The sequence below is a fragment of the Pseudarthrobacter enclensis genome, assembly GCF_001457025.1.
In the GTDB taxonomy this organism is placed as follows: Bacteria; Actinomycetota; Actinomycetes; order Actinomycetales; family Micrococcaceae; genus Arthrobacter; species Arthrobacter enclensis.
Map to the genome: position 1 here is coordinate 136,470 of NZ_KQ758600.1, position 21,518 is coordinate 157,987.

Sequence of the window (21,518 nt, forward strand, 5' to 3'; positions counted from 1 at the left end):
GCCCAAGGGGCAGGGCGCGCCGCGATATTCCGGTGGTTAGTGCCCGGTCAGGGCTGCAGTAAGCCGGTCCGGGTGCCGGCTGGAGGACAGCCAGTAGGGGGTCTGGTCGGCGGGGTCGGTGATTTCGATCCTGACCACGGGGTCGATCCAGCCGCGGATGCACAGGTAAGCCAGCCCGTTGAGCCGGGTGCCCCGCTCCGCCGTGGCCTCCCCGCCCCTGAACTGCTCAACGCTGCCGATGTACCGGCGCTCGATCGTGGCCCGTCCCACGGTCAGGGTTTCCGCGGTGACCAGGATGGTGGGGGTGGACAGCACCAGCAGGACGGCCATGATGATGAACAGCACGGCGGCGGCCGTGAGGCCGGCCGCCAGGCTGATGGGCGCGAACACCAGGATGCCGGCCGCCGAAATGCCCGCCGCGATGATCCAGATCCACAGGTTCGGCCACAGCTTCTCCCGGTAGATGACCGAGGCTCCGGCGGACGGGCTGGGCATGGGGGCGGGAGAGCTTGTTTCGGGCATAGGGCAAGCTTTCCACCTTTGCCGGGCTATTTCATCTTGGCCGCCGCCCTGTCCCGGCCATTGGCTCCTCCTGACCAGGCGGCGTCCTAGGTGGGATATGGCAGCGCGGGTTAGAGTGAATGACTGTGACTGATCTTCCCGCCACGGCAAACACTGTCCTTGACGATGCGCCGGAGCTCCCCGCTTCCACGCCCACCCTGCAGGTCCAGCTGAAGATGCTCGACCCGGAGCTTGAGGCGCCTTCCTACGCCCACCCCGGAGACGCCGGTGCGGACCTGCGCGCCCGGGAGGACGTCGTCCTGCAGCCGGGGGAGCGCCGGTTGGTCCCCACGGGCGTGGCCATCGCCCTGCCTGAGGGGTTCGTCGCACTGATCCACCCCCGCTCCGGGCTGGCCACCAAGCATGGGCTGACCATCGTGAACGCGCCGGGCACCGTTGACGCCGGCTACCGCGGCGAGATTTCGGTCACGCTCCTCAACACTGATGTGAGCCAGGCCATCGAACTGCGCCGCGGCGATAGAATTGCGCAGATGGTCATCCAGCGCGTCGAGTACGCGCAGTTTGTCCCCGTCGCCGAACTCAGCGAATCCGTGCGCGGCACGGGCGGCTTCGGTTCCACCGGCGGGTTCTCCCTTCCGGGAGCCTGACTGACACCTCCGGCACTGTTTGCGGGGACCACACCAGCACGACGGCGGCACCTCCATGGGACCGGACCGGAACATTCACATTAAAGGAGAAACAGCGTCATGGCCTTTGGGTTCGGCAGGAAAGCAAAGAAGGAACAGCCGGACGAACCGGATGAGCTGCCCGCCGACGACTCCGCCACCGAGGACGCGGTGGCTGACAGCCGCCGGGCCAACGGACCGTTCGATGAGTCCGAAGTCAGCAGCCACGACGGATACGTGGACCTCGGTGCGCTGCTGGTCAGCCCCAGCGAAGGGCTCCAGCTCCGCCTCGAGGTGGAGGAAGCAACCCAGCGTGTGGTGGCCGTGACCCTTGACCTCAACGGTTCGAGCCTCCAGCTGCAAGCTTTCGCCGCGCCCAAGACTGAAGAGCTGTGGGATGAAATCCGCGGACAGATCGGACAGTCCGTCGGTGCCCAGGGCGGCCAGGTGGAGGAGATTGAGGGCCCGTTCGGCACCGAACTCGTGGCCAAGCTGCCCGCCGGCCTTCCGGACGGAAGCCAGGGATACCGCGTGGCGCGCTTCATCGGCGTGGACGGCCCCCGCTGGTTCCTCCGCGGGGTTCTGGGCGGCGCTGCGGCGCTGGAACGCGACGCCGCGGAACCGCTGGAGACCCTGTTCCGCAAGGTGGTGGTGGTCCGGGGTGACAGCCCCATGCCGCCCCGCGACCTCCTCCAGCTGCGCCTGCCCAAGGACGCCACGGCCACGCCGCCTCCCGGCGCCCCATCCCTGCAGGAGCCCGAACGGGGTCCTGAGATCACGCAGATTGGCTGATCCCGTGGACGGGGCAGCGCCAACGCCTCACGCCGGGCCGTCCATAGTCCCGCTGGACCGGCTGCCCGCCAAAGGGCGCGTCCTGTGCCAGGGCCGCATAGAGTCCGTCACGTACGTTCCGGCGGACCGCACGGCGGCCTTCAGCGCCATCGTTTCCGATTCCGGCGCACTGCGCCCGGCCCCCGGCGGTTCCGGTTCCCAGCGCCACCGGCTGCGCGTGGTGTGGCTTGGCCGGCGGCGCGTTCCGGGCATCGAAGCTGGAATCGAGCTCCGGCTCGAGGGGATGCTGTCCACCAGCGAGGGCATGCCCACCATGTTCAATCCGCGCTACGAGATACTGTCCCACCAGGAGGACGCATGACCGTGCCCCAGCCCGACAGGTCTTCCGGCGAGGCCCTTCCCGACGACAGCCAGGGCGCCAGGACCGGTAGCGGCACGGGGAACACTTCCGCCGCCGGTGCCAAGGCCGACGGTGCGTCGCCCATGGCCGGGATGGCCGCCGAATACGCGGCGAAAGCCGGACTGCACCGAACGCATGACGGGCGGGTGGACGTCCTGAAGAGCGCCGGTGGTGTCCAGGGCATCGCCGAGAGCATCCTGCCCGGCCTGGTCTTCCTCGTCGCGTTCACCGTGACCCAGGACCTCACCCCGTCCCTGGTTGCGGCGCTGGCCGCTGCGGCGGTGTTCACCGTGGTGCGGCTGGTCCAGCGGCGGCCCCTGACCCAGGCGCTGGCGGGCGTGGTCGGCGTCGGTATTTCCGCCTGGCTGGCCAACACCACCGGCAAGGCCGAGGATTTCTACCTGCCCGGATTCTTCACCAACGGCGCCTACATCCTGGCCATGGTGATCTCCATCGCCGCAAAGTGGCCTGTGGCGGGCCTGCTCTTCGGCTTTATCCGCAACGAGGGGCTGGACTGGCGCAAGGATCCGTCCCGGGTGCGCGCCTACCAGCTCGGGACGTGGATCATCGTCGGCGTCCTCGCGCTGCGCCTGCTGGTTCAGGTCCCGCTGTACCTGATGGGCCCCGACGGCCTGGCCGCCCTGGCCACCACCCGCCTGATCATGGGCGCACCGCTCTACATCCTTGGCGTGTGGATTGCCTGGCTGGTGACCCGCCCCGCTGCCGGGGAAGGGAAACCCTAGCCGTCGAATCCGTCGTCCTCCAGGGATGACTGTTCCGCCTGCCGGGATGCCCGGCTGCCGGAGACCGGGGCGGCGTCCTGGGTGACGGGCTCCCCGGCGCAGTCCGCGTGCCCGCCGTCCGCGTGCCCGCCCTCCGGGTGCTGCCCGGCGCCATGCATCCCGGGGTCCGCGGCGTCGGGGGAGAGCAGCGCACGGAGGTCGTCCTCCGCGGCGATGGTGGTCACGAAGAACAGTTCGTCCCCACCGTCAATGACGTCGTCGCGGCTGGGCGTGATGGGGGCGTGGTCGCGCAGGATGGCCACCAGGGTTGCATCCTCCGGCCACCGGATATCGCCCACGGTACTGCCGATCACATGCGAATCATGCGGAACGGTGAACTCCACGAGCGAGGCCACCCCCGTCTGGAGGGTCAGGAGCCGGACCAGGTCGCCGATCTCCACGGCCTCTTCCACCAGCGCCGTCATCAGCTGCGGGGTGTTGACAGCCACGTCAACGCCCCAGGAGTCGTTGAACATCCAGTCGTTCTTGGGATTGTTCACCCGGCCCACCGTGCGGCCCACGCCGAACTCCGTCTTCGCCAGCAGGGACACCACCAGATTGACCTTGTCGTCGCCGGTGGCGGACACCACCACGTCGGCCTCCTCGACCTTTGCGCCCTGCAGGGTGCTCAGCTCGCAGGCGTCGCCCACCAGCCAGTGCGCGCCGCGCAGCCCACTGCGGCCGATGACCTCAGGCTTGAGGTCGATCAGCAGGATTTCATGCTTGTGCGCCAGAAGCTCCCTGGCGATGGACGATCCGACGCTGCCGGCGCCAACGATCACGACTTTCACTGCAACTCCTTTGCGGGGGCTTTGGCCAGGATCTGGGCCACCTGGGCGGTCCGGTCAACCTGCAGCATGGCATGGACCGTGTCGCCGTCCTGGTACGCGGTTGCGGCGTCCGGCAGCAGCCCCTCGCCGAACCGGGTCAGATAGGCCACCCGCACGGCGGCTGCCTTCTCGATGCTGCTGATGCGGTGCCCCACCCAGCCGGCGTCCAGGTCCAGTTCCGCCAGGACCAGGCGGCCGGACGGCTCCCGGTAGTCACCGGCGAGATGCTGCTCGGGAAGGATGCGGCGGAGGACCTGGTCCGCGCTCCAGCGCACCGCGGCCACCGTGGGGATGCCCAGCCGCTGGTAGATCTCCGCACGGCCGGGGTCGTAGATCCTGGCCACCACATGCGGGACGTGGAAAGTTTCCCTGGCCACCCGGGTGGCAAGGATATTGGAGTTGTCACCGCTGGACACCGCGGCGAAGGCATAGGCTTCCGCCACCCCGGCCTGCTTCAGCGTTTCCCGGTCGAAACCCACGCCGGTGACCTTCCGGCCCGTGAATCCCTGCCGGAGCCTGCGGAACGCGCGGTCGTCCTGGTCGATGATGGCCACCGAATGCCCGGCATCCTCGAGTGTGTGCGCCAATGTCGCCCCCACCCGGCCACATCCCATGATCACGAAATGCGCCACCGTATCTCCTCCGTTTCCAGGTCCAGCTTCTGCAGCTAGAACTCTACCGGGAGCGCCCCGGCTTCAGGCCGCCTGGCAGCCGTCATGACATCATCCGCGAATCAGACTAGCTTTGTGGAGTGCTGACAATATTCAACGCGGTTAAACGCGTGCTGGTGGGCAGGCCGTTCCGGAATGACCGGATGGCCCATACCCTGCTTCCCAAGAAGATTGCGCTGCCGATCTTCGCGTCTGATGCACTGTCCTCCGTTGCCTACGCGCCGGACGAAATCCTGCTCACCCTAGCCCTGGCGGGCGTCAGCGCGGTGGCCATTTCCCCATGGGTGGGCCTGGCCGTCATGGTGGTGCTGCTCACGGTGGTGGCCTCGTACCGGCAGAACGTCCACGCGTACCCTTCGGGCGGCGGCGACTACGAGATCGCCGGCGAAAACCTGGGCAAGTACGCCGGGCTCACGGTCGCCTCGGCCCTGCTGGTGGACTACGTCCTCACCGTCGCGGTATCGATGTCCTCCGCGGCGGCGTACCTGACGACGGCGGTCCCGTCCCTGCACGGCCAGCAGGCCACCATCGCCACCATCGGCGTCATCATCCTCGCCCTCGTCAACCTGCGCGGCATCAAGGAAGCCGGCAGCGTGTTCGCCGTGCCCACCTACATCTTCATGGCCTCGATCTTCGGCATGACGGCGGTGGGCATCTTCCAGGCGGCCACCGGACAGCTGGGCGAGGCGCCGTCCGCCAACTTCACGATCGTTCCCGCGCCCGGCTTCGACGAGGGGCTCGTGGGCCTTGCCGGCGCCTTCCTCCTGCTGCGTGCCTTCTCCTCCGGAGCCGCGGCGCTTACCGGCGTGGAGGCCATCAGCAACGGCGTGCCCAACTTCCGGCCGCCGAAGAGCAGGAACGCCGCCACCACGCTGCTCCTGCTCGGCATCATCGGCGCCGCCATGCTTGCCGGCATCATCTACCTGGCCCAGGCAACCAAGGTCCACATCGTCCTTGACCCCGCCACGGAGTTCCTGCTCAACGGGAACCCGCTGCCGGAGGGCTACATCCAGAACCCGGCCATCAGCCAGATCGCCCAGACGATCTTCGGTCCCGGTTCCATCCCGTTCTACATCGTGGTTGCGGCCACCGGCGTGATCCTGGTGTTCGCCTCCAACACCGCGTTCAACGGCTTCCCGGTCCTCGGTTCCATCCTCGCCCAGGACGGCTACCTGCCCCGCCAGCTCCGCACCAGGGGCGACCGCCTCGCCTTCAGCAACGGCGTCCTGGCCCTGGCAGCAGGCGCGCTGGTGCTGATCATCTCGTTCAACGCCGACGTCACCAAGCTCATCCAGCTCTATATCGTGGGCGTCTTCATCTCCTTCACCGCCAGCCAGCTCGGCATGATCCGGCACTGGGGCCGTGAGCTGAAGCTTGCCAAGGACAAAGCCGTCCGCCGCAGGATGATGAAGTCCCGCACCATCAACACCATCGGCTTCGGCATGACGGCCCTGGTCCTGGTGATCGTGCTGATCACCAAATTCGAGCAGGGCGCCTGGATCGCACTGCTGGCCATGTTCGTGCTGTTCCTGATCATGTGGAGCATCCGGGCCCATTACGACAACGTGGCCAAGGAACTGGCAGTGGACGAGGATTCGTCCCCCAGGGCGCTTCCGACGCGCGTGCACGCCGTGCTGCTGGTATCGCACGTGCGCAAGCCCGTGCTTCGCGCACTGGCCTACGCCCGCGCATCACGCCCCTCCCGGCTGGACGCCATCACCGTGGACATCGACGCCGCGGAAACGGCCCACACGGTCAGCGACTGGGAGAAACTGGACATCCCGGTGCCGCTGACAGTGCTGGCCAGCCCCTACCGCGAAACCGTGACACCCATCATGGAGTACATCAAACAGATGCGCCTCGACTCCCCCCGCGACCTGGTGGTGGTGTACATCCCCGAATACGTGGTGGGCAAATGGTGGGAACAGCTGGTGCACAACCAAACCGCGCTGCGCATCAAGACCAGGCTGCACTTCGAACCCGGAGTCATGGTGGCCAGCGTGCCCTGGCAGCTCAAATCCTCCGAAGAAGCCAAGAACCTCCAGGACGTCCAGTGAACTCCAAAGCCTCCGCACCCGTTGCCGCCGCCGTTCCGGGCCGCACCGCCGAAGCCCGCGAGGGCACTGAACTCGTTGTCGACGTCGGGCCCGTCGCCCACGGCGGCCACTGCGTGGCCCGCCATGAGGGGCGCGTCATTTTCGTCCGGCACGGCATCCCCGGCGAGAAGGTCCGCGTCCGCCTGACCGACGCCGGCGAGGCAGCGAAGTTCTGGCGGGCCGACGTCGTCGACGTCCTCGAAGCCTCGCCGGACCGGGTGCCGCACTTCTGGCACGCCGCCGACTCCACCCGCGCCTGGGCCCACGGGCACCCGCCCGTGGGCGGAGCCGAGTTCGGCCATATCCGGCTGGAACGGCAGCGGCAGCTCAAAGCCGACGTGCTGGAGGAACAGCTGCGCCGGCTCGGCGGTTCCGGCGGCCTTCCGCCGGCGTGGTCCGGCGCCGTGGAAGCGGTGGGGGAAGCGGCCCACGGCGGGACGGGCCTGGGCTGGCGGACACGCGCCAGTTTCTCCGTAACGTCCTCGGGGAGACTTGGCATGCACGCGCACCGGTCCACGGAGATCCTTCCGGTCCGGGAGATGCCGCTGGCCACCGACGCTGTCAACGCCCTTCAACTCTGGAACGTCGACCTGCAGGGCATCGAGCGGGTTGAGGCCGCGGCTCCCGCCAACGGGACCCGGCCGCTGGTGCTGCTCGCACCAGCGGAAGGAACCAGGCCCAAACGGGTGGCCGCTGTTGCGGTGCAGCTGCCCGAGGACGCGTCCGTGGCAGCTTTCGACCCCGCAACGGGCGAGGTGACGAGGCTTCGCGGCCGGGCCTGGGTACAGGAGTCAGCGGCCGGCCACGAGTACCGCGTCACGGGTGCCGGGTTCTGGCAGATCCACCGCGACGCGCCCGGAACACTTGTGGGAACTGTCACAGAATTCCTGCACGGCGGCGGCTTCCTGCACCCCGGGGCGGTGGTGGCGGACCTGTACGCGGGCGCGGGACTTTTCACGGCAGTCCTCGCGGACGCCGTGGGGGAGACCGGCTCGGTGCTGTCCGTCGAAGGCGCTCCGGGCACCAGCCGGGACGCCCGCAAGAACCTGCACTCAGCACCGCAGGTGGAGATCGTGCAGGGCCGGGTGGAACGTGTCCTCCGCCAAAAACCGCGGAATTTCGACGCCCTGGTCCTCGACCCGCCCCGTGCGGGAGCCGGGAAGGCCGTGGTGCGCCAGCTCGTGGACTCGGGACCGAGGGCCATTGCCTATGTATCCTGCGACCCGGCGTCGTTTGCCCGTGATGTGTCCTACTTCCGGGCGGCGGGCTGGGACCTGGCCGGGCTGCGTGCCTTCGACATCTATCCGCACACCCACCACCTGGAGACCGTGGCCCTGCTGACACCCGTCCGGTGACGCCGCGTCCATGATGCCCCCGGGCGTTTTCGACTACGATGGCCGTAGTAGTCCCACGTCGCGCCCCGTATTCACGGCCGGCCGTGTGCCATTTTCGGGTCCTGAGCTAATTAGGACCACCTAACTAGCAGGCGGTCAACCGCGCGACAAAGATGAAACTGTTGCGAGAGGAGTCCTGCGATGAGCACTGTGGACAGCTTCGGTTCAAAAGGCAAACTTAATGTAGCCGGAACCGAGTATGAAATTTTCCGGTTGAACTCCGTTGAAGGTGCAGAAAACCTTCCGTTCAGCCTCAAGGTATTGCTTGAAAACCTGCTGAGGACCGAGGACGGCGCGAACATCACTGCCGATCACGTCCGCGCCCTGGCAGGCTGGGATCCCAATGCGGAGCCCGATACAGAAATCCAGTTCACGCCCGCCCGCGTGATCATGCAGGACTTCACCGGCGTTCCCTGCGTGGTCGACCTGGCCACCATGCGTGAGGCGGTCAAGGACCTGGGCGGCGACCCCAAGCGGGTCAACCCGCTGGCACCGGCCGAAATGGTCATCGACCACTCGGTCCAGATCGACGCCTTCGGCAACTCCGGCGCACTGGAGCGCAACATGGAGATCGAATACCAGCGCAACGGGGAGCGTTACCAGTTCCTGCGCTGGGGCCAGACCGCGTTTGACGACTTCAAGGTCGTCCCGCCGGGAACCGGCATCGTGCACCAGGTCAACATCGAATACCTGGCCCGCACCGTCATGACCCGCGAGGTTGACGGCGCCCTCCGCGCCTACCCCGACACCTGCGTCGGCACCGACTCCCACACCACCATGGTCAACGGCCTGGGCGTGCTCGGCTGGGGCGTCGGCGGCATCGAGGCCGAGGCAGCGATGCTCGGCCAGCCCGTCTCCATGCTCATCCCGCGCGTCGTCGGCTTCAAGCTCAGCGGCAGCATCCCCGCCGGCGCCACCGCCACCGACGTCGTGCTGACCATCACCGAGATGCTCCGCAAGCACGGCGTGGTGGGCAAGTTCGTCGAATTCTACGGCGAAGGCGTCGCAGCAGTGCCGCTGGCCAACCGCGCCACCATCGGCAACATGAGCCCCGAGTTCGGCTCCACCGCCGCCATGTTCCCCATCGACGACGTCACCCTCGACTACCTGCGCCTCACCGGCCGGTCCGAGCAGAACGTTGCTCTGGTGGAGGCCTACTCCAAGGAACAGGGCCTCTGGCACGATCCGTCCCGCGACATCAAGTTCTCCGAGTACCTGGAACTGGACCTGTCCACCGTTGTTCCGTCCATCGCCGGCCCCAAGCGCCCGCAGGACCGCATCGAGCTGACCGAGGCCAAGGACGAGTTCCGCCACGACCTGAAGAACTACGTCTCCCACGACGCCAACGCCGGCACCCTGGACGAGTCCCTCGAAGAGACCTTCCCGGCCTCCGACGCCCCGTCCTTCACCTCGGGTGCAACGCACGTCTCGGACACCGACCGCGAACCGCCGAAGTACTCGGCAGCGCACGGCGGTGCCGGACGCATCTCCAGCCCGGTGCCGGTCAAGATGGCCGACGGACGCGAATTCGAGCTGGACCACGGTGCAGTCACCATCGCCTCCATCACCTCCTGCACCAACACGTCCAACCCGTCGGTCATGCTTGCCGCCGCGGTGCTGGCACGCAACGCCGTCGAAAAGGGCCTCACCGCCAAGCCGTGGGTCAAGACCTCCGTCGCCCCCGGCTCCAAGGTGGTCACCGACTACTACGAGAAGTCCGGCCTCACCCCGTACCTGGAGAAGCTCGGCTTCTACATCGTCGGCTACGGCTGCGCCACCTGCATCGGCAACTCCGGCCCGCTGGAGGCTGAGATCTCGGATGCCATCCAGGCCAACGACCTCGCCGTTTCCGCCGTCCTCTCGGGCAACCGGAACTTCGAAGGCCGCATTAACCCGGACGTCAAGATGAACTACCTGGCCTCCCCGCCGCTGGTCATCGCCTACGCCCTGGCCGGTTCCATGGACTTCGACTTCGAAACCGACGCCCTGGGCAAGGACGAGGCCGGCAACGACGTCTTCCTGAAGGACATCTGGCCCAACCCGGTCGAGGTCCAGCAGGTCATCGACTCCTCGATCGACAAGGACATGTTCGCCAAGGGCTACGACGGCGTCTTCGACGGCGACGAGCGCTGGCAGGCACTGGACACCCCGGCCGGCGACACGTTCGCCTGGGACGAGAAGTCCACCTACGTCCGGAAGCCCCCGTACTTCGAGGGCATGCAGGCCCAGCCGGAGCCCGTCAAGGACATCACCGGCGCCCGCGTCCTGCTGAAGCTCGGCGACTCCGTCACCACGGACCACATCTCGCCCGCCGGCTCGTTCAAGTCCGACACCCCCGCCGGCCAGTACCTGCTGGCCAACGGCGTGGAGCGCAAGGACTTCAACTCCTACGGCTCCCGCCGCGGCAACCACGAAGTGATGATCCGCGGCACGTTCGCGAACATCCGCATCAAGAACCAGCTCCTGGACGGCGTGGAGGGCGGCTTCACCCGCGACTTCACGCAGGCAGACGGCCCGCAGGCCTACGTCTACGACGCCGCCCAGAACTACCAGGCAGCCGGCACCCCGCTGGTGGTCCTGGCAGGCAAGGAGTACGGTTCCGGTTCATCCCGTGACTGGGCTGCCAAGGGCACCGCGCTGCTGGGCGTCAAGGCCGTCATCGCCGAGAGCTACGAGCGCATCCACCGCTCCAACCTCATCGGCATGGGCGTCCTGCCGCTGCAGTTCCCGGCCGGCGAATCCGCCGCGTCACTGGGCCTGTCCGGCACCGAGACGTTCTCCGTTGAAGGTGTCACCGCCCTGAACGAAGGCATCACGCCCAAGACCCTCAAGGTCACCGCCACCGCGGAAGACGGCTCCTCGAAGACCTTCGACGCCGTCCTGCGCATCGATACGCCGGGCGAAGCGGACTACTACCGCAACGGCGGCATCCTGCAGTACGTCCTGCGCCAGATCTCCGCGAACTAGCGGAGCCTGCCAGCAGGCAGCACCATCCCCGAAGCCCCGGCCGGTCACCGACCTGCCGGGGCTTCGGCCGTGCCGATGTGTCTTTCGGCGGTGCCGGTGCCGGGCCCGCAACCTGCCCTCCGGGCAGGCGTTAGAGTTAAACGGCACGTCTACCACCCGAAGGAGGGGTCATTGGGTATTTTGGACAGCATCCGGAATCCGCAGGACCTGAACGACTTATCCGAAGAGCAGCTGGCACAGCTCGCTTCGGAGATCAGGGAATTCCTGATCACCAACGTCTCCCAAACGGGCGGCCACCTCGGACCCAACCTCGGCGTCGTGGAACTCACCCTGGCCGTGCACCGGATCTTCGACTCCCCGCGTGACAGCATCGTCTTCGACACCGGCCACCAGTCCTACGTCCACAAACTGTTGACCGGACGGCAGGACTTCAGCACGCTCCGCCAGCAGGGCGGCCTGTCCGGATACCCGTCCCGCGCGGAATCCGAACACGACATCGTCGAAAGCTCCCACGCGTCGTCGTCCCTTTCCTGGGCCGACGGGATTTCCCGCGCCCGGCAGCTCACGGGCGAAGGCGACCGGCATGTCGTAGCCGTCGTCGGGGATGGTGCCCTGACTGGCGGCATGGCCTGGGAAGCCATCAACAACATCGCCGCGGACAAGAAACGCCGCGTGGTGATTGTCGTCAACGACAACGGCCGCTCCTACGCGCCCACCGTCGGAGGGTTTGCCGACTACCTGGCCTCCCTGCGTCCCACCATTGACTCCTTCCGCGCCGCGCCGGCCTACGAAGTGGCCCTCGACTGGTGGAAGAAGAAGCTCCAGAACGGCGGCCCCGTGGGCCAGTTCACCTACAAGAGCCTGCATGCCATGAAGAAGGGCATCAAGGACTGGTGGGCCCCGCAGGGCATGTTCGAGGACCTCGGCATGAAATACATCGGCCCCGTGGACGGGCACAACCTCCAGGCGCTGGAGCATGCCCTCGCCACGGCCCGGAACTACAACGGCCCGGTGATCGTGCACGCCATGACGGAAAAAGGCCACGGCTACGCCCCTGCCCGCGCCCACGAAGCAGACCAGTTCCATGCCGTCGGCATCATCGACCCCGAAACCGGAGAACCCACGGGCACGGCCGGTGCCAAGTCCTGGACCTCCGTTTTCGCCGACGAGATCGCCGCCATCGCCGATGAACGCAAGGACGTCGTGGGAATCACCGGCGCCATGCTGATCCCGGTGGGCCTGCACAAGTTCGCGGCCAAGCACCCGGACCGGGTGATCGACGTCGGCATCGCCGAACAGCACGCCCTCACCTCCGCCGCGGGCATGGCCTTCGGCGGCCTGCACCCGGTGGTGGCCGTCTACGCCACCTTCCTCAACCGGGCCTTCGACCAGCTGCTGATGGACGTTGCCCTGCACAAGGCCGGCGTCACCATCGTGCTGGACCGCGCCGGCGTCACCGGCCCGGACGGCGCCAGCCACCACGGCATGTGGGACATGTCCATGGTGCAGATTGTCCCCGGCCTGCACCTTGCGGCCCCCCGTGACGCCACCCGGCTCAGGGAGGAACTGCGCGAGGCCGTGGCCATCAGCGACGCTCCCACCGTGGTGCGCTTCTCCAAGGGCTCCGTCGGCGCCGAGATCGAGGCACTGGAACGGCTCAGCGACGGGGTGGACGTACTGGCCCGCCGGCCCTCCGGCTCCACCGACAACGACGTCCTGATCGTCAGCGTCGGTGCCATGTCCGAGCTCGCCCTGGACGTCGCCAACCGGCTCGGCGCGCAGGGCATCAGCACCACCGTGGTGGACCCGCGCTGGGTGCTGCCGGTCCGCCAGTCCATCATTGCCCTCGCCTCCCACCACCGCCTGGTGGTCTGCCTCGAGGACGGGGTACGTGCCGGCGGCGTGGGCTCACGGATCCGGCAGGAGATGCGGGCCGCAGGAGTGGACACCGCCCTGAACGAGGTGGGCCTGCCGGTCGAGTTCCTTGACCACGGCACCCGTGCCGAAGTCCTGGAGCGCGTGGGACTCACCGCCCAGCAGGTCACGCACGACGTCGTCGCGCAGGTTCTGGGCACGAAGGTCCCGTTTGCCCGTCCGTTGCCGGGGCAGCAGCACCCCACCACCGGCAGCCTGCCGATCCTGTGAGGGGAGAGGACGGCCAGGACCGGCCCGGCGCGCCCGGGTACCCGGGCATGCCCGCCTACCCGGGAATGCTCGGCGGCCGGCCTGGGAACAGCCACCCGGCCGCTGCCCGGACCCCCGAGGGCCTGGAACCGGGCAACCTCGTGGTGGCGCGCAACCGCAAATGGAACGGCAAGGCGCACTGGGTGGTGCCCGGCAGGTACCTCGGCGAGGATGCCCATGGCTGGTGGATTTTCCAAGGGACCAACGAGTTCTGCTCCCGGCCCGGTGCCGCGTTCTACACCAGGTCCGACGCCGTGCTCCTGGTGCCCCGCAACGGCGACTGGGTTGCCACGTTCTACGACGACGCCCACCCGGGCGGCGTCCGGATCTACATTGACCTGGCCGTGGCCCACGAATGGAACCCCATCAGACCCCATGTCACCGAATTCCATGTCATCGACATGGACCTGGACGTGGTGCGCACCTCGGGCAGGGGCGTGTTCATCGATGACGAGGACGAGTTCGCCGAACACCGCGTCGCCATGGACTACCCGGCAGCATTGGCGGAATCCCTTGAGGCCTCCGCCGCCGAACTTTTCCAGGCCGTCACGGCACAGCAGGCACCATTCGACGGCACCGACGTCGACTGGTTCACCAAAGGACGTACATGAGCGACATCATCAGGGTCTATAAGCGCGACGACGAAGGCTCGCTCGAGTTCCGCGAGGCCTGGTTCGACGAGGAAGACAGCCAGTTCGTGGTGAACTACGGCGCCGTGGGGCACCAAAGCAAGACCCAGGAAACAGACGTTTCCGACGCCGCCGCCGCCGAAGGCCTGCTCGACGCCTTCGCGGCGCAGTGCGCGGAGGACGGATACGCCGTCATACCGGACGAGGAGCAGTACTGGGTGGTGGTCCAGTTCGCCCTGAAAACGCGGGAGGGCACCGCCAGGGACCGGCACCTGGCCGACAAGGCTTCCGACGCCCTGATCAGCCACCTCGCCTGGCGCGGACTCGGAGTGGTTGACCGGACCGAGTTCACCGACTTCAAACTGAACATCTTCTGCCTCTGCCCGGACGTGAACAAGGCCGTCAGCGCCATCAAGGTGTGTGCCCGCGGCGAGGACCTGGACTTCACCAAGCTCAGCATCGGTGCCGCCCCCTACACGGAACCGGACACCTTCAAACTGAAGCATTCCGCCAAACCCGCCAACAGTTTTAGCCTCTAGGAGCCCGTGTGACCACCTACCGCCGCATAGGAAAATCAGGCCTGACCGTCTCCACGGTGGGCCTCGGGTGCAACAACCTCGGCCGCGCCAACACCATCACCGAGTCGCAGGAGGGCACCAACGCCGTGGTGTCCGCGGCCCTCGATGCCGGCATCACCCTCTTCGACGTGGCGGACAACTACGGCAGGGAGCCCGGGCTCAGTGAAACCATGCTCGGCAAGGCACTGGGGGACCGGCGAGCCGATGCCATCGTTGCCACCAAGTTCGGCATGGACGCCAAAGGCGCCAACGGCGTGGATTTTGCAGCCAGGGGTTCGCGGCGGTACATCATCCAGTCGGTCGAAGCGTCGCTCCGGCGGCTCGGCACCGACTGGATCGACCTCTACCAGTTCCACACCCCGGACCCGCTGACCCCCATCGACGAAACGCTCTCCGCCCTGGACGACCTGGTCCGCAGCGGCAAGGTCCGCTACATCGGCCACTCCAACCGTGCCGGGTGGCAGATCGCCCAGGCGGAATACGTGGCCCGTGAACTCGGGACTGCACGCTTCATCTCCAGCCAGAACCACTACAACCTCCTGGACCGACGGGCGGAACTGGAAGTCACCCCCGCAGCCGAGGAATTCGGCCTGGGCGTCCTGCCCTACTTCCCGCTGGCGAACGGCCTGCTCACCGGCAAGTACGCCCCGGGCCACGCCCCCGACGGATCGCGGCTCAGCCACACCCGCACCAACATGGTCCACGACGCCGATTGGGACCAGCTGGGCAGGTTCAGCCAGTTCGCCAAGGACCGCGGGCTGACAGAGGTTGAGGTGGCCTTCTCCTGGCTCGCCGCGCAGCCGTCCGTGGCCAGCGTCATCGCCGGGGCCACGAAGCCGGAACAGATCCGCCAGAACGCGGCGGCCGCGGACTGGCAACCAACTCCCGAGGACCTCGCCGGGCTGGACGACATTTTCCCGGCAGTCCCCAAGGTGGCCCTCTTCTAGCCCGTCGTGACCGCCTACCTGCTGGACGTCGACACCGGCATCGACGACGCCCTGGCCCTTGCCTACCTGGCGGCGCTTCCGGACACGGAATTCGTCGCCGTCACCGCCACCCCCGGGAACGTGGACGCGGACCAGGTGGCACGGAACACCCTGGCCCTGCTCGAACTGTGCGGCCGGCCCGGTGTGGAAGTTGCCATCAGTGCCCGGAAGCCGCTGACCGTCCCCCTCACCACCACTCCGGAAACCCACGGGCCCCAAGGGTTGGGCCACGCAGTCCTCCCCGAACCGGCCGGCACCGTCTCCCGCCGGGACGCCGTGGACCTGTGGATCGAGCACGCCCGCGCCCGGCCCGGCGAACTCACGGCACTCATCACCGCCCCCCTGACGAATTTCGCGTTGGCGCTCCGCCGGGAACCTGGCCTGCCCGAGCTGCTGGCCGGTGTGGTCATCATGGGCGGCAGCTTCTACCATCAGGGGAACACCACACCCACGGCGGAGTGGAACACCCATGTGGACCCGCACGCGGCCAAGGAAGTGTACGCGGCCTACCGCGGCCGGCCCATGGAGAAACTGCCCGTGGTCTGCTCCCTGGACACCACCGAACGGATGGAGATGCGCCCCGAACACGTCCGGGAACTGGCGGAAGCGGCCGGCGCAGCCGTGCCGGAGCTCGTCCTGCCGGGGCAGCCGGAGGGACTCCGCAGCACTTCCGACAACACCGTGATCCGGCACCTGTCCGACGCGCTGCGGTTCTACTTCGAATTCCACCGGCTCTACGACCAGGGCTACCTGGCCCACGTCCATGACTTCTTCGCCGCGGGCGTGGCCGCCGGGACGCTTGACTACTCGGCCAGTCCGGCAACAATCGACGTCGAAACAGAATCGCCCCTCCTGGCCGGCACCACCGTGGCCGACTTCCGGGGCCTGTGGGGCCTTCCGCCGAACGCCAGGATCGTGACGGCAAACGACCCCCGCCAGGCGTTCAGGGAACTGGTGTCGGCAGTCGGCGGCCTCGCCGCCCGGCTGGGCTGACCGGTCACTGCATCGAGGCGCCGGGGTGACGCCAAAGCACTAGAGCGGCGCGTCCTCCGGCACATCGACATCCAGGGCCAGCAGCGCGTTCTCCACCACTTCCATCAGCGCCGGGTGGATCCAGTACGGTCCGCGGGCCAGCTGGTGGACGGGGGTCTCCAGGTACATGGCCTGCACCAGGGGCTGGATCAGGTTGGACGCTTCCTGGCCCAGGATGTGGGCTCCAAGGAGCCGCCCCGTGCTGCGCTCGGCCACCAGCTTGACCACCCCCTCGTCGTCCTCCATGGCCCAGCCATAGGCCGTGCTGCCGTATTCCTGCACCACGGAGACAATGTCCGTGCCCGGGGCAGCTGTGGACCGCGCCTGGTCCTCCGTCAACCCCACCGAGGCGATCTGGGGGCTGGAAAAGACGGCGGACGGCACGGCGGTGTAATCGATGCTGCGGAGCCGGCCGGGGTGCTCGAGATTGTGCGCCACCACGCGCGCCTCCCGGTTGGCCACGTGCTTGAGCTGGTAGCGGTTAACGGCGTCGCCCAGGGCGAAGACGCCGTCGAGCGGCTTGCCGCCCGACAGGACGCGCAGGTACCCGTCTGCGGCCAGCGTTCCGTCCTCGTCCAGGTCGAAACCGGCCGCGTCTGCGCCGAGCCGGTCGGTGTTGGGCGTGCGGCCGGTGGCCACCAGCACCACGTCCGCCGGGACGCGGACCTTCCCGCCGTCGTCGTCCGTGAAGACGGCGTCGACGCTGCCGTCCCCGTTGTCCTCCACCGAGTGCAGGGCCAGTCCGGACCTGAGCGTCCAGCGGGCCGCGGCGGCCGCCGCGAAGCGCCCGGCGATCTCGGCGTCATGTCCGCGCAGCAGCCGGTCCGTCCGATTCACCTGCGTGACCCGGACCCCGAAACCGGCGAAAATGGCTGCGAACTCGGCCGCGATGTAGCCGCCCCCCACCACCACCACACGGGAGGGAAGCCCGTCAATCCGCATGACCGTGTCCGAGGTATGGACCTGGGGGAGGCCCATGCCCGGGACGTCGGGCAGGACCGGCCGGGAACCGGCGGCCACCACCACCTGGTCGGCGGTGATCTCCACCCCCGAAGCTGTCCGAAGGGTCCGGGGCCCGGTGAAGCGGGCGTGCTCCTGGTACAGGTCCACGTGGTCCAGCTCCTCGGCCCGGTACCGGCGGCCGGACTCGGAAATGGCGTCGATGCGGCCGAAGATCCTGTCCCGGATACCGTTCCAGTGCACCTTGTCCAGGGCGAGGTCCACTCCCAGCCGTCCTGCCTCCCGGGGGGCCGCGGCCAGGCTGGTGGGGTAGACGAACATCTTGGTGGGGATGCATCCCACATTCAGGCATGTCCCGCCGAACACCCCGCCGTCAACCAGGGCCACCTTCCTGCCGTCCCAGAACGGCGTGATGAGCGAATTCCCTGATCCGGAGCCAATGATGGCCAGGTCATAATGGGGCATGGGACCGACTTTCTGCGAAAGGGGCGTTGTTCCTTGGGCCGGCGGCAGCGACGCACCAGCCTGTGGGCAGTCTAAGCCAGGACCACTGCCGGCCCTGCGTCTGCGGAAAAATGCCCTGGAAGCCCGGCGGCCCGGTAGACTGGTGCGGTTCCGTCGGCCGCAGTCCGGCGGCTGCCGCCGAGGTGACATAGGCGGCGTTCCGCGGTCCGGCCCGGCCGGGCCGTCCGTGCCGCACCCCCAAAGGAAACCCATGTCATCGCCTTCCCTGACGTTGCCCTCCCAGGCGCCCGGCGCTGCGCGCCGCCGTCGGCTCCTCGAACTCCTGGGAGCCCTGGCCATCGCCGGCACCTACGTCTTCCTGGTGCTCAACCAGCCTGCCGACATCGCCGGCGGCCCGGGCAGTGCTTCCGCCCTGATCGCGCTGTCCGGGTTCCTCGCCGGTGCCGTGCTGCTGATCGCGGCGGTGCTGCCCACCCTGCCGGCCTCCACGGTGGTCCTGATACCGGTGGCCCTGGTGCTGAATATCGTCCTGGGACAATTCGTCGGCAGCACCCTGGTGCCGTTCTACCTCGACGCCATCGGCACGGTCCTGATCGCCGTCCTGGCCGGTCCCGCCGCCGGCGCCGCCACGGGCGCACTCAGCAGCATCATCTGGTCCTTCTTCAACCCCACGGTCCTGCCGTTCGCGGCAGGCGCCGCACTCATCGGCTGCCTGGCCGGCCTCGCCGCGCGCTACGGCATGTTCCGCCGCTTCTACCTGGCACCCGTTGCGGGCTTCGTCACCGGCATCATCGGCGGCGTGGTCTCTGCTCCGGTGGCCGCCTTCGTCTTCGGCGGCACCTCAGGGGTGGCAACGGGGGCGATCGTCAGCGCCTTCCGTTCCATGGGGGACACCCTCCTGGCGGCGATCACCAAGCAGGCGCTCATCTCGGACCCGATGGACAAAGCCATCGTGTTCACGGTCGTGGCGCTCCTGGCCTACGCGCTGCCCCGCCGTACCCGGCTCCAGTTCCCGTTCGTGCGGAACCACCGGGTCCTGGCCGGCCAACCAGCCGAACGGTCTGCCCGGCCGGAACCGTCTTCGCCCGCAGCGTAGGTGCGCCCTCCGTGCGTGTCCACCCCCTGACGGGCCTCGCCGTTGCCGGCAGCACGGCGGTGATCACGACGGCGGCAGCCAGCCTGCCGCTGTCGCTCGCCGCCGCTGCCGGTGCCGTTGCGGTGGCCGGTGCCCGGGGCGGCGCACGGCGCCTCGTTCCTGCAGCGGCGGCGGTCCTGGTGCCGCTGACCCTGTCCCTGCTGATGGTGCATGGACTGTCCTATCCCGAGGGCAGGACGGTCCTTGCCCAGTGGGGATCGGCCCGCGTCACCGCCGAAGGGCTGGGCTTTGCCCTGCAGCGGGGCGCCCAGGTGTGGGCTGCCGTCCTGGTGCTGCTGGCCTATTCCTTCAGCGTCAGCGTCCCGGACCTCGTGGCCGCCCTCAACGCCAAGGGCCTCCGGGGCAGGTTCGCCTTTGTGCTGGCATCCACCCTCACCCTGCTACCTGCCATTGCAGGGCACGTGGAGCGTATCCGCGCAGCCCAGGAGTCCCGCGGGCTGGTCATCCGCAAAGGGCTGCTGCACCGTGCCGCGGCCTTCCGGCTGCAGGCCGTCCCCCTGGTCCTCGCGCTGGTGGACGATGCAGGAAGCCGGGCTGCCGCTCTTGAATCGCGGGGCTTCAGCAACGCCGGTCCCCGCACCAGCTACCGGGACGTCCCGGACTCCGCCTGGCAGCGGACCGTGCGGTGGGCCCTGGTGGCCGCCGCCGCGGCTGCGGTTGCCCTTCGCATGGTGGCCACAGCCTCCGGCGGAGCGCCATGACGGCGGCAGCCGGGCCGGTCCTGGCCGCCGCCATCCGCAGCTTCACCTTCCACGACGGCGAGGCTCCCGCGCTGGCCGGGCTGGACCTTGCCATCACCCCCGGAACCCTGACCGGTGTTCTGGGCGGTTCCGGCAGCGGCAAGAGCACCCTGGGCCGCCTGCTGGCCGGCTGGCTGGTCCCCGGAAGCGGCGGGACGCTGGACGGGTCCCTTGAGCTGTCCGGTACCCGCCTGGAGTTCGACGGCGAGACCTTGGGAAGGCCGGACCGCCGGATTGACCCCGCCCAGTGGGGCCGGACGGTGGGCCTCGTCCCGCAGGACCCGGCGGCGATGCTGTCCACGGTCCGCGCGACGGTGGCGGAGGAGCTGGCCTTCGGGCTGGAAAACTTCGGGGTGCCCCGCGCTGACATGGCTGCCGCGGTGCAGCGGACCGCCGCCCTCCTCGGCCTCGGCGAACTGCTCGACAGGAACCCCGCCCGGCTGTCCGGCGGGCAGCTGCGGCGGCTCGCCATCGGATGCTCCGCCATCACCCGTCCTGCTGTCCTGGTGCTGGATGAACCGTTTGCGTCGCTGGATGCGGCAGGAGCCCGGGAGCTTTCCGGGCTGGTGCGGGAACTGGCAGCGTCCGGAACCGCCGTCGTGATCCTGAGCCAGGTGGTTGACGGCCTGCTGCTGGAAGCGGACCATTGGCTGGTCCTCGCCGGCGGCCGGCGGGTTGTGGCCGGTGCTCCCGGCGCACTGGGCCCGGAGACCGGCCTGGTTCCGAACGCCGTCCGGCGCGTGGGGGCAGCGGCGCCGGAGGCAGCCGGGGCAGCGCGGGAATACGGGACGGGCAGCACGGCCGGCCGGACCTGCCCTCCGGGTGCTGCCACACCGGGTGCCGCGCCGGTTTCCGGGCCTGCCGCCGGCCCGGCCGGCCCCGCCCTGGAGCTGCGGCGCGTCTTGTTCGGGTACACAGCGGACCAGGGCGGGCGCCCTCCGGCCGTCCACGGGCGGCGCGGACGCGGCCGGGACCTGCGCCTCCGCAACCGGCGCGCCCGCGCCCAGGGCCAGGCGGCGGTGCCCCTCCGGCCCGTCCTGCAGGATGTCAGCCTCGCCGTCCAGCCGGGCGAGATCGTCGCGGTGACCGGGCCCAACGGCGCCGGCAAGTCAACGCTGCTGCGGCACCTCAACGGTCTGTTGCGCCCCGCCTCCGGCACCGTCCTGGTGAACGGAGCGGACATCGCCGGGCGCCCGGTTGGCGCGGTGTCCGCAGACGTCGGAGTCCTGTTCCAGCACCCCCGCGACCAGCTGTTCGAGCGGACACTCCTGCGCGAGGTACGTTTTGGCTTGACCGGGCTGCCCGGCCCGGGAACGGCCGATGAACGGGCGGTGGCAGCCCTGGCAGCGGTGGGCCTTGGCGGGGCAGCTCACAGCCACCCCGCCGAACTGTCCGCCTCCGGGCAGCGGCTCCTTGCCCTGGCAGCGGTCCTCGCACGCCGCCCGTCGGTGATCGCGCTGGATGAACCGACCGTCGCGCTGGACGGGGACGGGCTGGCCATCCTGGACGCTGCGGTGAGGTCCGCAGCGGAGGCCGGCGCCGCCGTCGTGCTTGTCACCCATGACCTGGAGTACGCGCAGACGGCGGCGCACCGCATCGTGGCGCTCGACGGCGGCCGGCTCACCGGGGTGGGCGGCCGCCCGCGCGGTGTACGTCCGGGGCCGTGAGA

19 protein-coding genes are annotated in these 21,518 nt (G+C 68.7%); 15 read left to right on the plus strand and 4 right to left on the minus strand.

Annotated elements, in window-relative coordinates:
- Positions 1-36: 36 nt before the first annotated feature.
- Entirely contained in the window at positions 37-522 is a 486-nt protein-coding gene (locus tag AS031_RS05250; RefSeq protein ID WP_058267099.1) for a DUF3093 domain-containing protein, read from the minus strand.
- Between the two features lie 125 nt (positions 523-647).
- Between AS031_RS05250 and dut the strand changes: the two genes are divergently transcribed.
- From dut to AS031_RS05270, 4 genes are all read left to right on the plus strand, one after another.
- A complete protein-coding gene (dut, locus tag AS031_RS05255; protein ID WP_058267588.1) occupies positions 648-1,169 on the plus strand; it encodes a dUTP diphosphatase in 522 nt (173 codons plus the stop codon).
- A 99-nt stretch (positions 1,170-1,268) separates the two neighbouring features.
- A complete protein-coding gene (locus AS031_RS05260) occupies positions 1,269-1,979 on the plus strand; it encodes a DUF3710 domain-containing protein (RefSeq protein WP_058267100.1) in 711 nt (236 codons plus the stop codon).
- Positions 1,972-2,340, plus strand: coding sequence for a single stranded DNA-binding domain-containing protein (locus AS031_RS05265; RefSeq protein WP_058267101.1), 369 nt, complete (start codon positions 1,972-1,974; stop codon positions 2,338-2,340). The genes AS031_RS05260 and AS031_RS05265 overlap by 8 nt, the downstream gene beginning before the upstream one ends.
- Positions 2,337-3,122, plus strand: a complete 786-nt coding sequence (locus AS031_RS05270; RefSeq protein WP_058267102.1) for a DUF3159 domain-containing protein — start codon at positions 2,337-2,339, stop codon at positions 3,120-3,122. Before AS031_RS05265 ends, AS031_RS05270 begins: the two co-directional genes overlap by 4 nt.
- On the opposite strand, the gene AS031_RS05275 is transcribed toward AS031_RS05270, so the two are convergent.
- Positions 3,119-3,952, minus strand: a complete 834-nt coding sequence (locus tag AS031_RS05275; protein ID WP_058267103.1) for a potassium channel family protein — start codon at positions 3,950-3,952, stop codon at positions 3,119-3,121. The two genes, AS031_RS05270 and AS031_RS05275, sit on opposite strands and share 4 nt — an antisense overlap.
- Positions 3,949-4,623, minus strand: coding sequence for a potassium channel family protein (locus AS031_RS05280; RefSeq protein ID WP_058267104.1), 675 nt, complete (start codon positions 4,621-4,623; stop codon positions 3,949-3,951). The genes AS031_RS05275 and AS031_RS05280 overlap by 4 nt, the downstream gene beginning before the upstream one ends.
- A gap of 119 nt (positions 4,624-4,742) precedes the next feature.
- Between AS031_RS05280 and AS031_RS05285 the strand changes: the two genes are divergently transcribed.
- The 8 genes from AS031_RS05285 to AS031_RS05320 all read left to right on the plus strand — a co-directional run bounded on the left by AS031_RS05285 (position 4,743) and on the right by AS031_RS05320 (position 16,489).
- Positions 4,743-6,719, plus strand: coding sequence for an APC family permease (locus tag AS031_RS05285; protein WP_228379568.1), 1,977 nt, complete (start codon positions 4,743-4,745; stop codon positions 6,717-6,719).
- A complete protein-coding gene (locus AS031_RS05290) occupies positions 6,716-8,113 on the plus strand; it encodes a class I SAM-dependent RNA methyltransferase (protein WP_058267106.1) in 1,398 nt (465 codons plus the stop codon). The genes AS031_RS05285 and AS031_RS05290 overlap by 4 nt, the downstream gene beginning before the upstream one ends.
- A 180-nt stretch (positions 8,114-8,293) precedes the next feature.
- Complete coding sequence (locus tag AS031_RS05295) at positions 8,294-11,119, plus strand: aconitate hydratase (RefSeq protein ID WP_058267107.1); 2,826 nt, start codon at positions 8,294-8,296, stop codon at positions 11,117-11,119.
- Between the two features lie 171 nt (positions 11,120-11,290).
- On the plus strand, positions 11,291-13,264 hold the full coding sequence (dxs, locus tag AS031_RS05300) for a 1-deoxy-D-xylulose-5-phosphate synthase (protein ID WP_058267108.1): 1,974 nt from the start codon (positions 11,291-11,293) through the stop codon (positions 13,262-13,264).
- Positions 13,265-13,329: 65 nt separating this feature from the next.
- Positions 13,330-13,914, plus strand: a complete 585-nt coding sequence (locus AS031_RS05305; protein WP_058267589.1) for a DUF402 domain-containing protein — start codon at positions 13,330-13,332, stop codon at positions 13,912-13,914.
- Positions 13,911-14,471 (plus strand): hypothetical protein, encoded by a 561-nt coding sequence (locus AS031_RS05310; RefSeq protein ID WP_058267109.1) that lies wholly within the window; start codon positions 13,911-13,913, stop codon positions 14,469-14,471. The genes AS031_RS05305 and AS031_RS05310 overlap by 4 nt, the downstream gene beginning before the upstream one ends.
- 8 nt (positions 14,472-14,479) lie before the next feature.
- Positions 14,480-15,457, plus strand: a complete 978-nt coding sequence (locus tag AS031_RS05315; RefSeq protein WP_058267110.1) for an aldo/keto reductase — start codon at positions 14,480-14,482, stop codon at positions 15,455-15,457.
- A gap of 6 nt (positions 15,458-15,463) precedes the next feature.
- Positions 15,464-16,489: a nucleoside hydrolase gene (locus AS031_RS05320; protein ID WP_058267111.1), complete on the plus strand. Its 1,026-nt coding sequence runs from the start codon at positions 15,464-15,466 to the stop codon at positions 16,487-16,489.
- 39 nt (positions 16,490-16,528) lie between these two features.
- Here the strand turns inward: AS031_RS05320 and AS031_RS05325 are convergent, their stop codons facing one another.
- The gene (locus AS031_RS05325) at positions 16,529-17,953 is read right to left on the minus strand and encodes a mycothione reductase (RefSeq protein ID WP_058267112.1); all 1,425 of its coding nucleotides are present in this window, start codon (positions 17,951-17,953) and stop codon (positions 16,529-16,531) included.
- A gap of 250 nt (positions 17,954-18,203) precedes the next feature.
- Between AS031_RS05325 and AS031_RS05330 the strand changes: the two genes are divergently transcribed.
- The 3 genes from AS031_RS05330 to AS031_RS05340 are packed head-to-tail and all read left to right on the plus strand — an operon-like array spanning position 18,204 to position 21,516.
- Complete coding sequence (locus tag AS031_RS05330; protein WP_058267113.1) at positions 18,204-19,049, plus strand: hypothetical protein; 846 nt, start codon at positions 18,204-18,206, stop codon at positions 19,047-19,049.
- 11 nt (positions 19,050-19,060) lie between these two features.
- A complete protein-coding gene (locus AS031_RS05335) occupies positions 19,061-19,810 on the plus strand; it encodes an energy-coupling factor transporter transmembrane component T (RefSeq protein WP_058267114.1) in 750 nt (249 codons plus the stop codon).
- Positions 19,807-21,516 (plus strand): ATP-binding cassette domain-containing protein, encoded by a 1,710-nt coding sequence (locus AS031_RS05340; protein WP_058267115.1) that lies wholly within the window; start codon positions 19,807-19,809, stop codon positions 21,514-21,516. The genes AS031_RS05335 and AS031_RS05340 overlap by 4 nt, the downstream gene beginning before the upstream one ends.
- Positions 21,517-21,518: the final 2 nt, after the last annotated feature.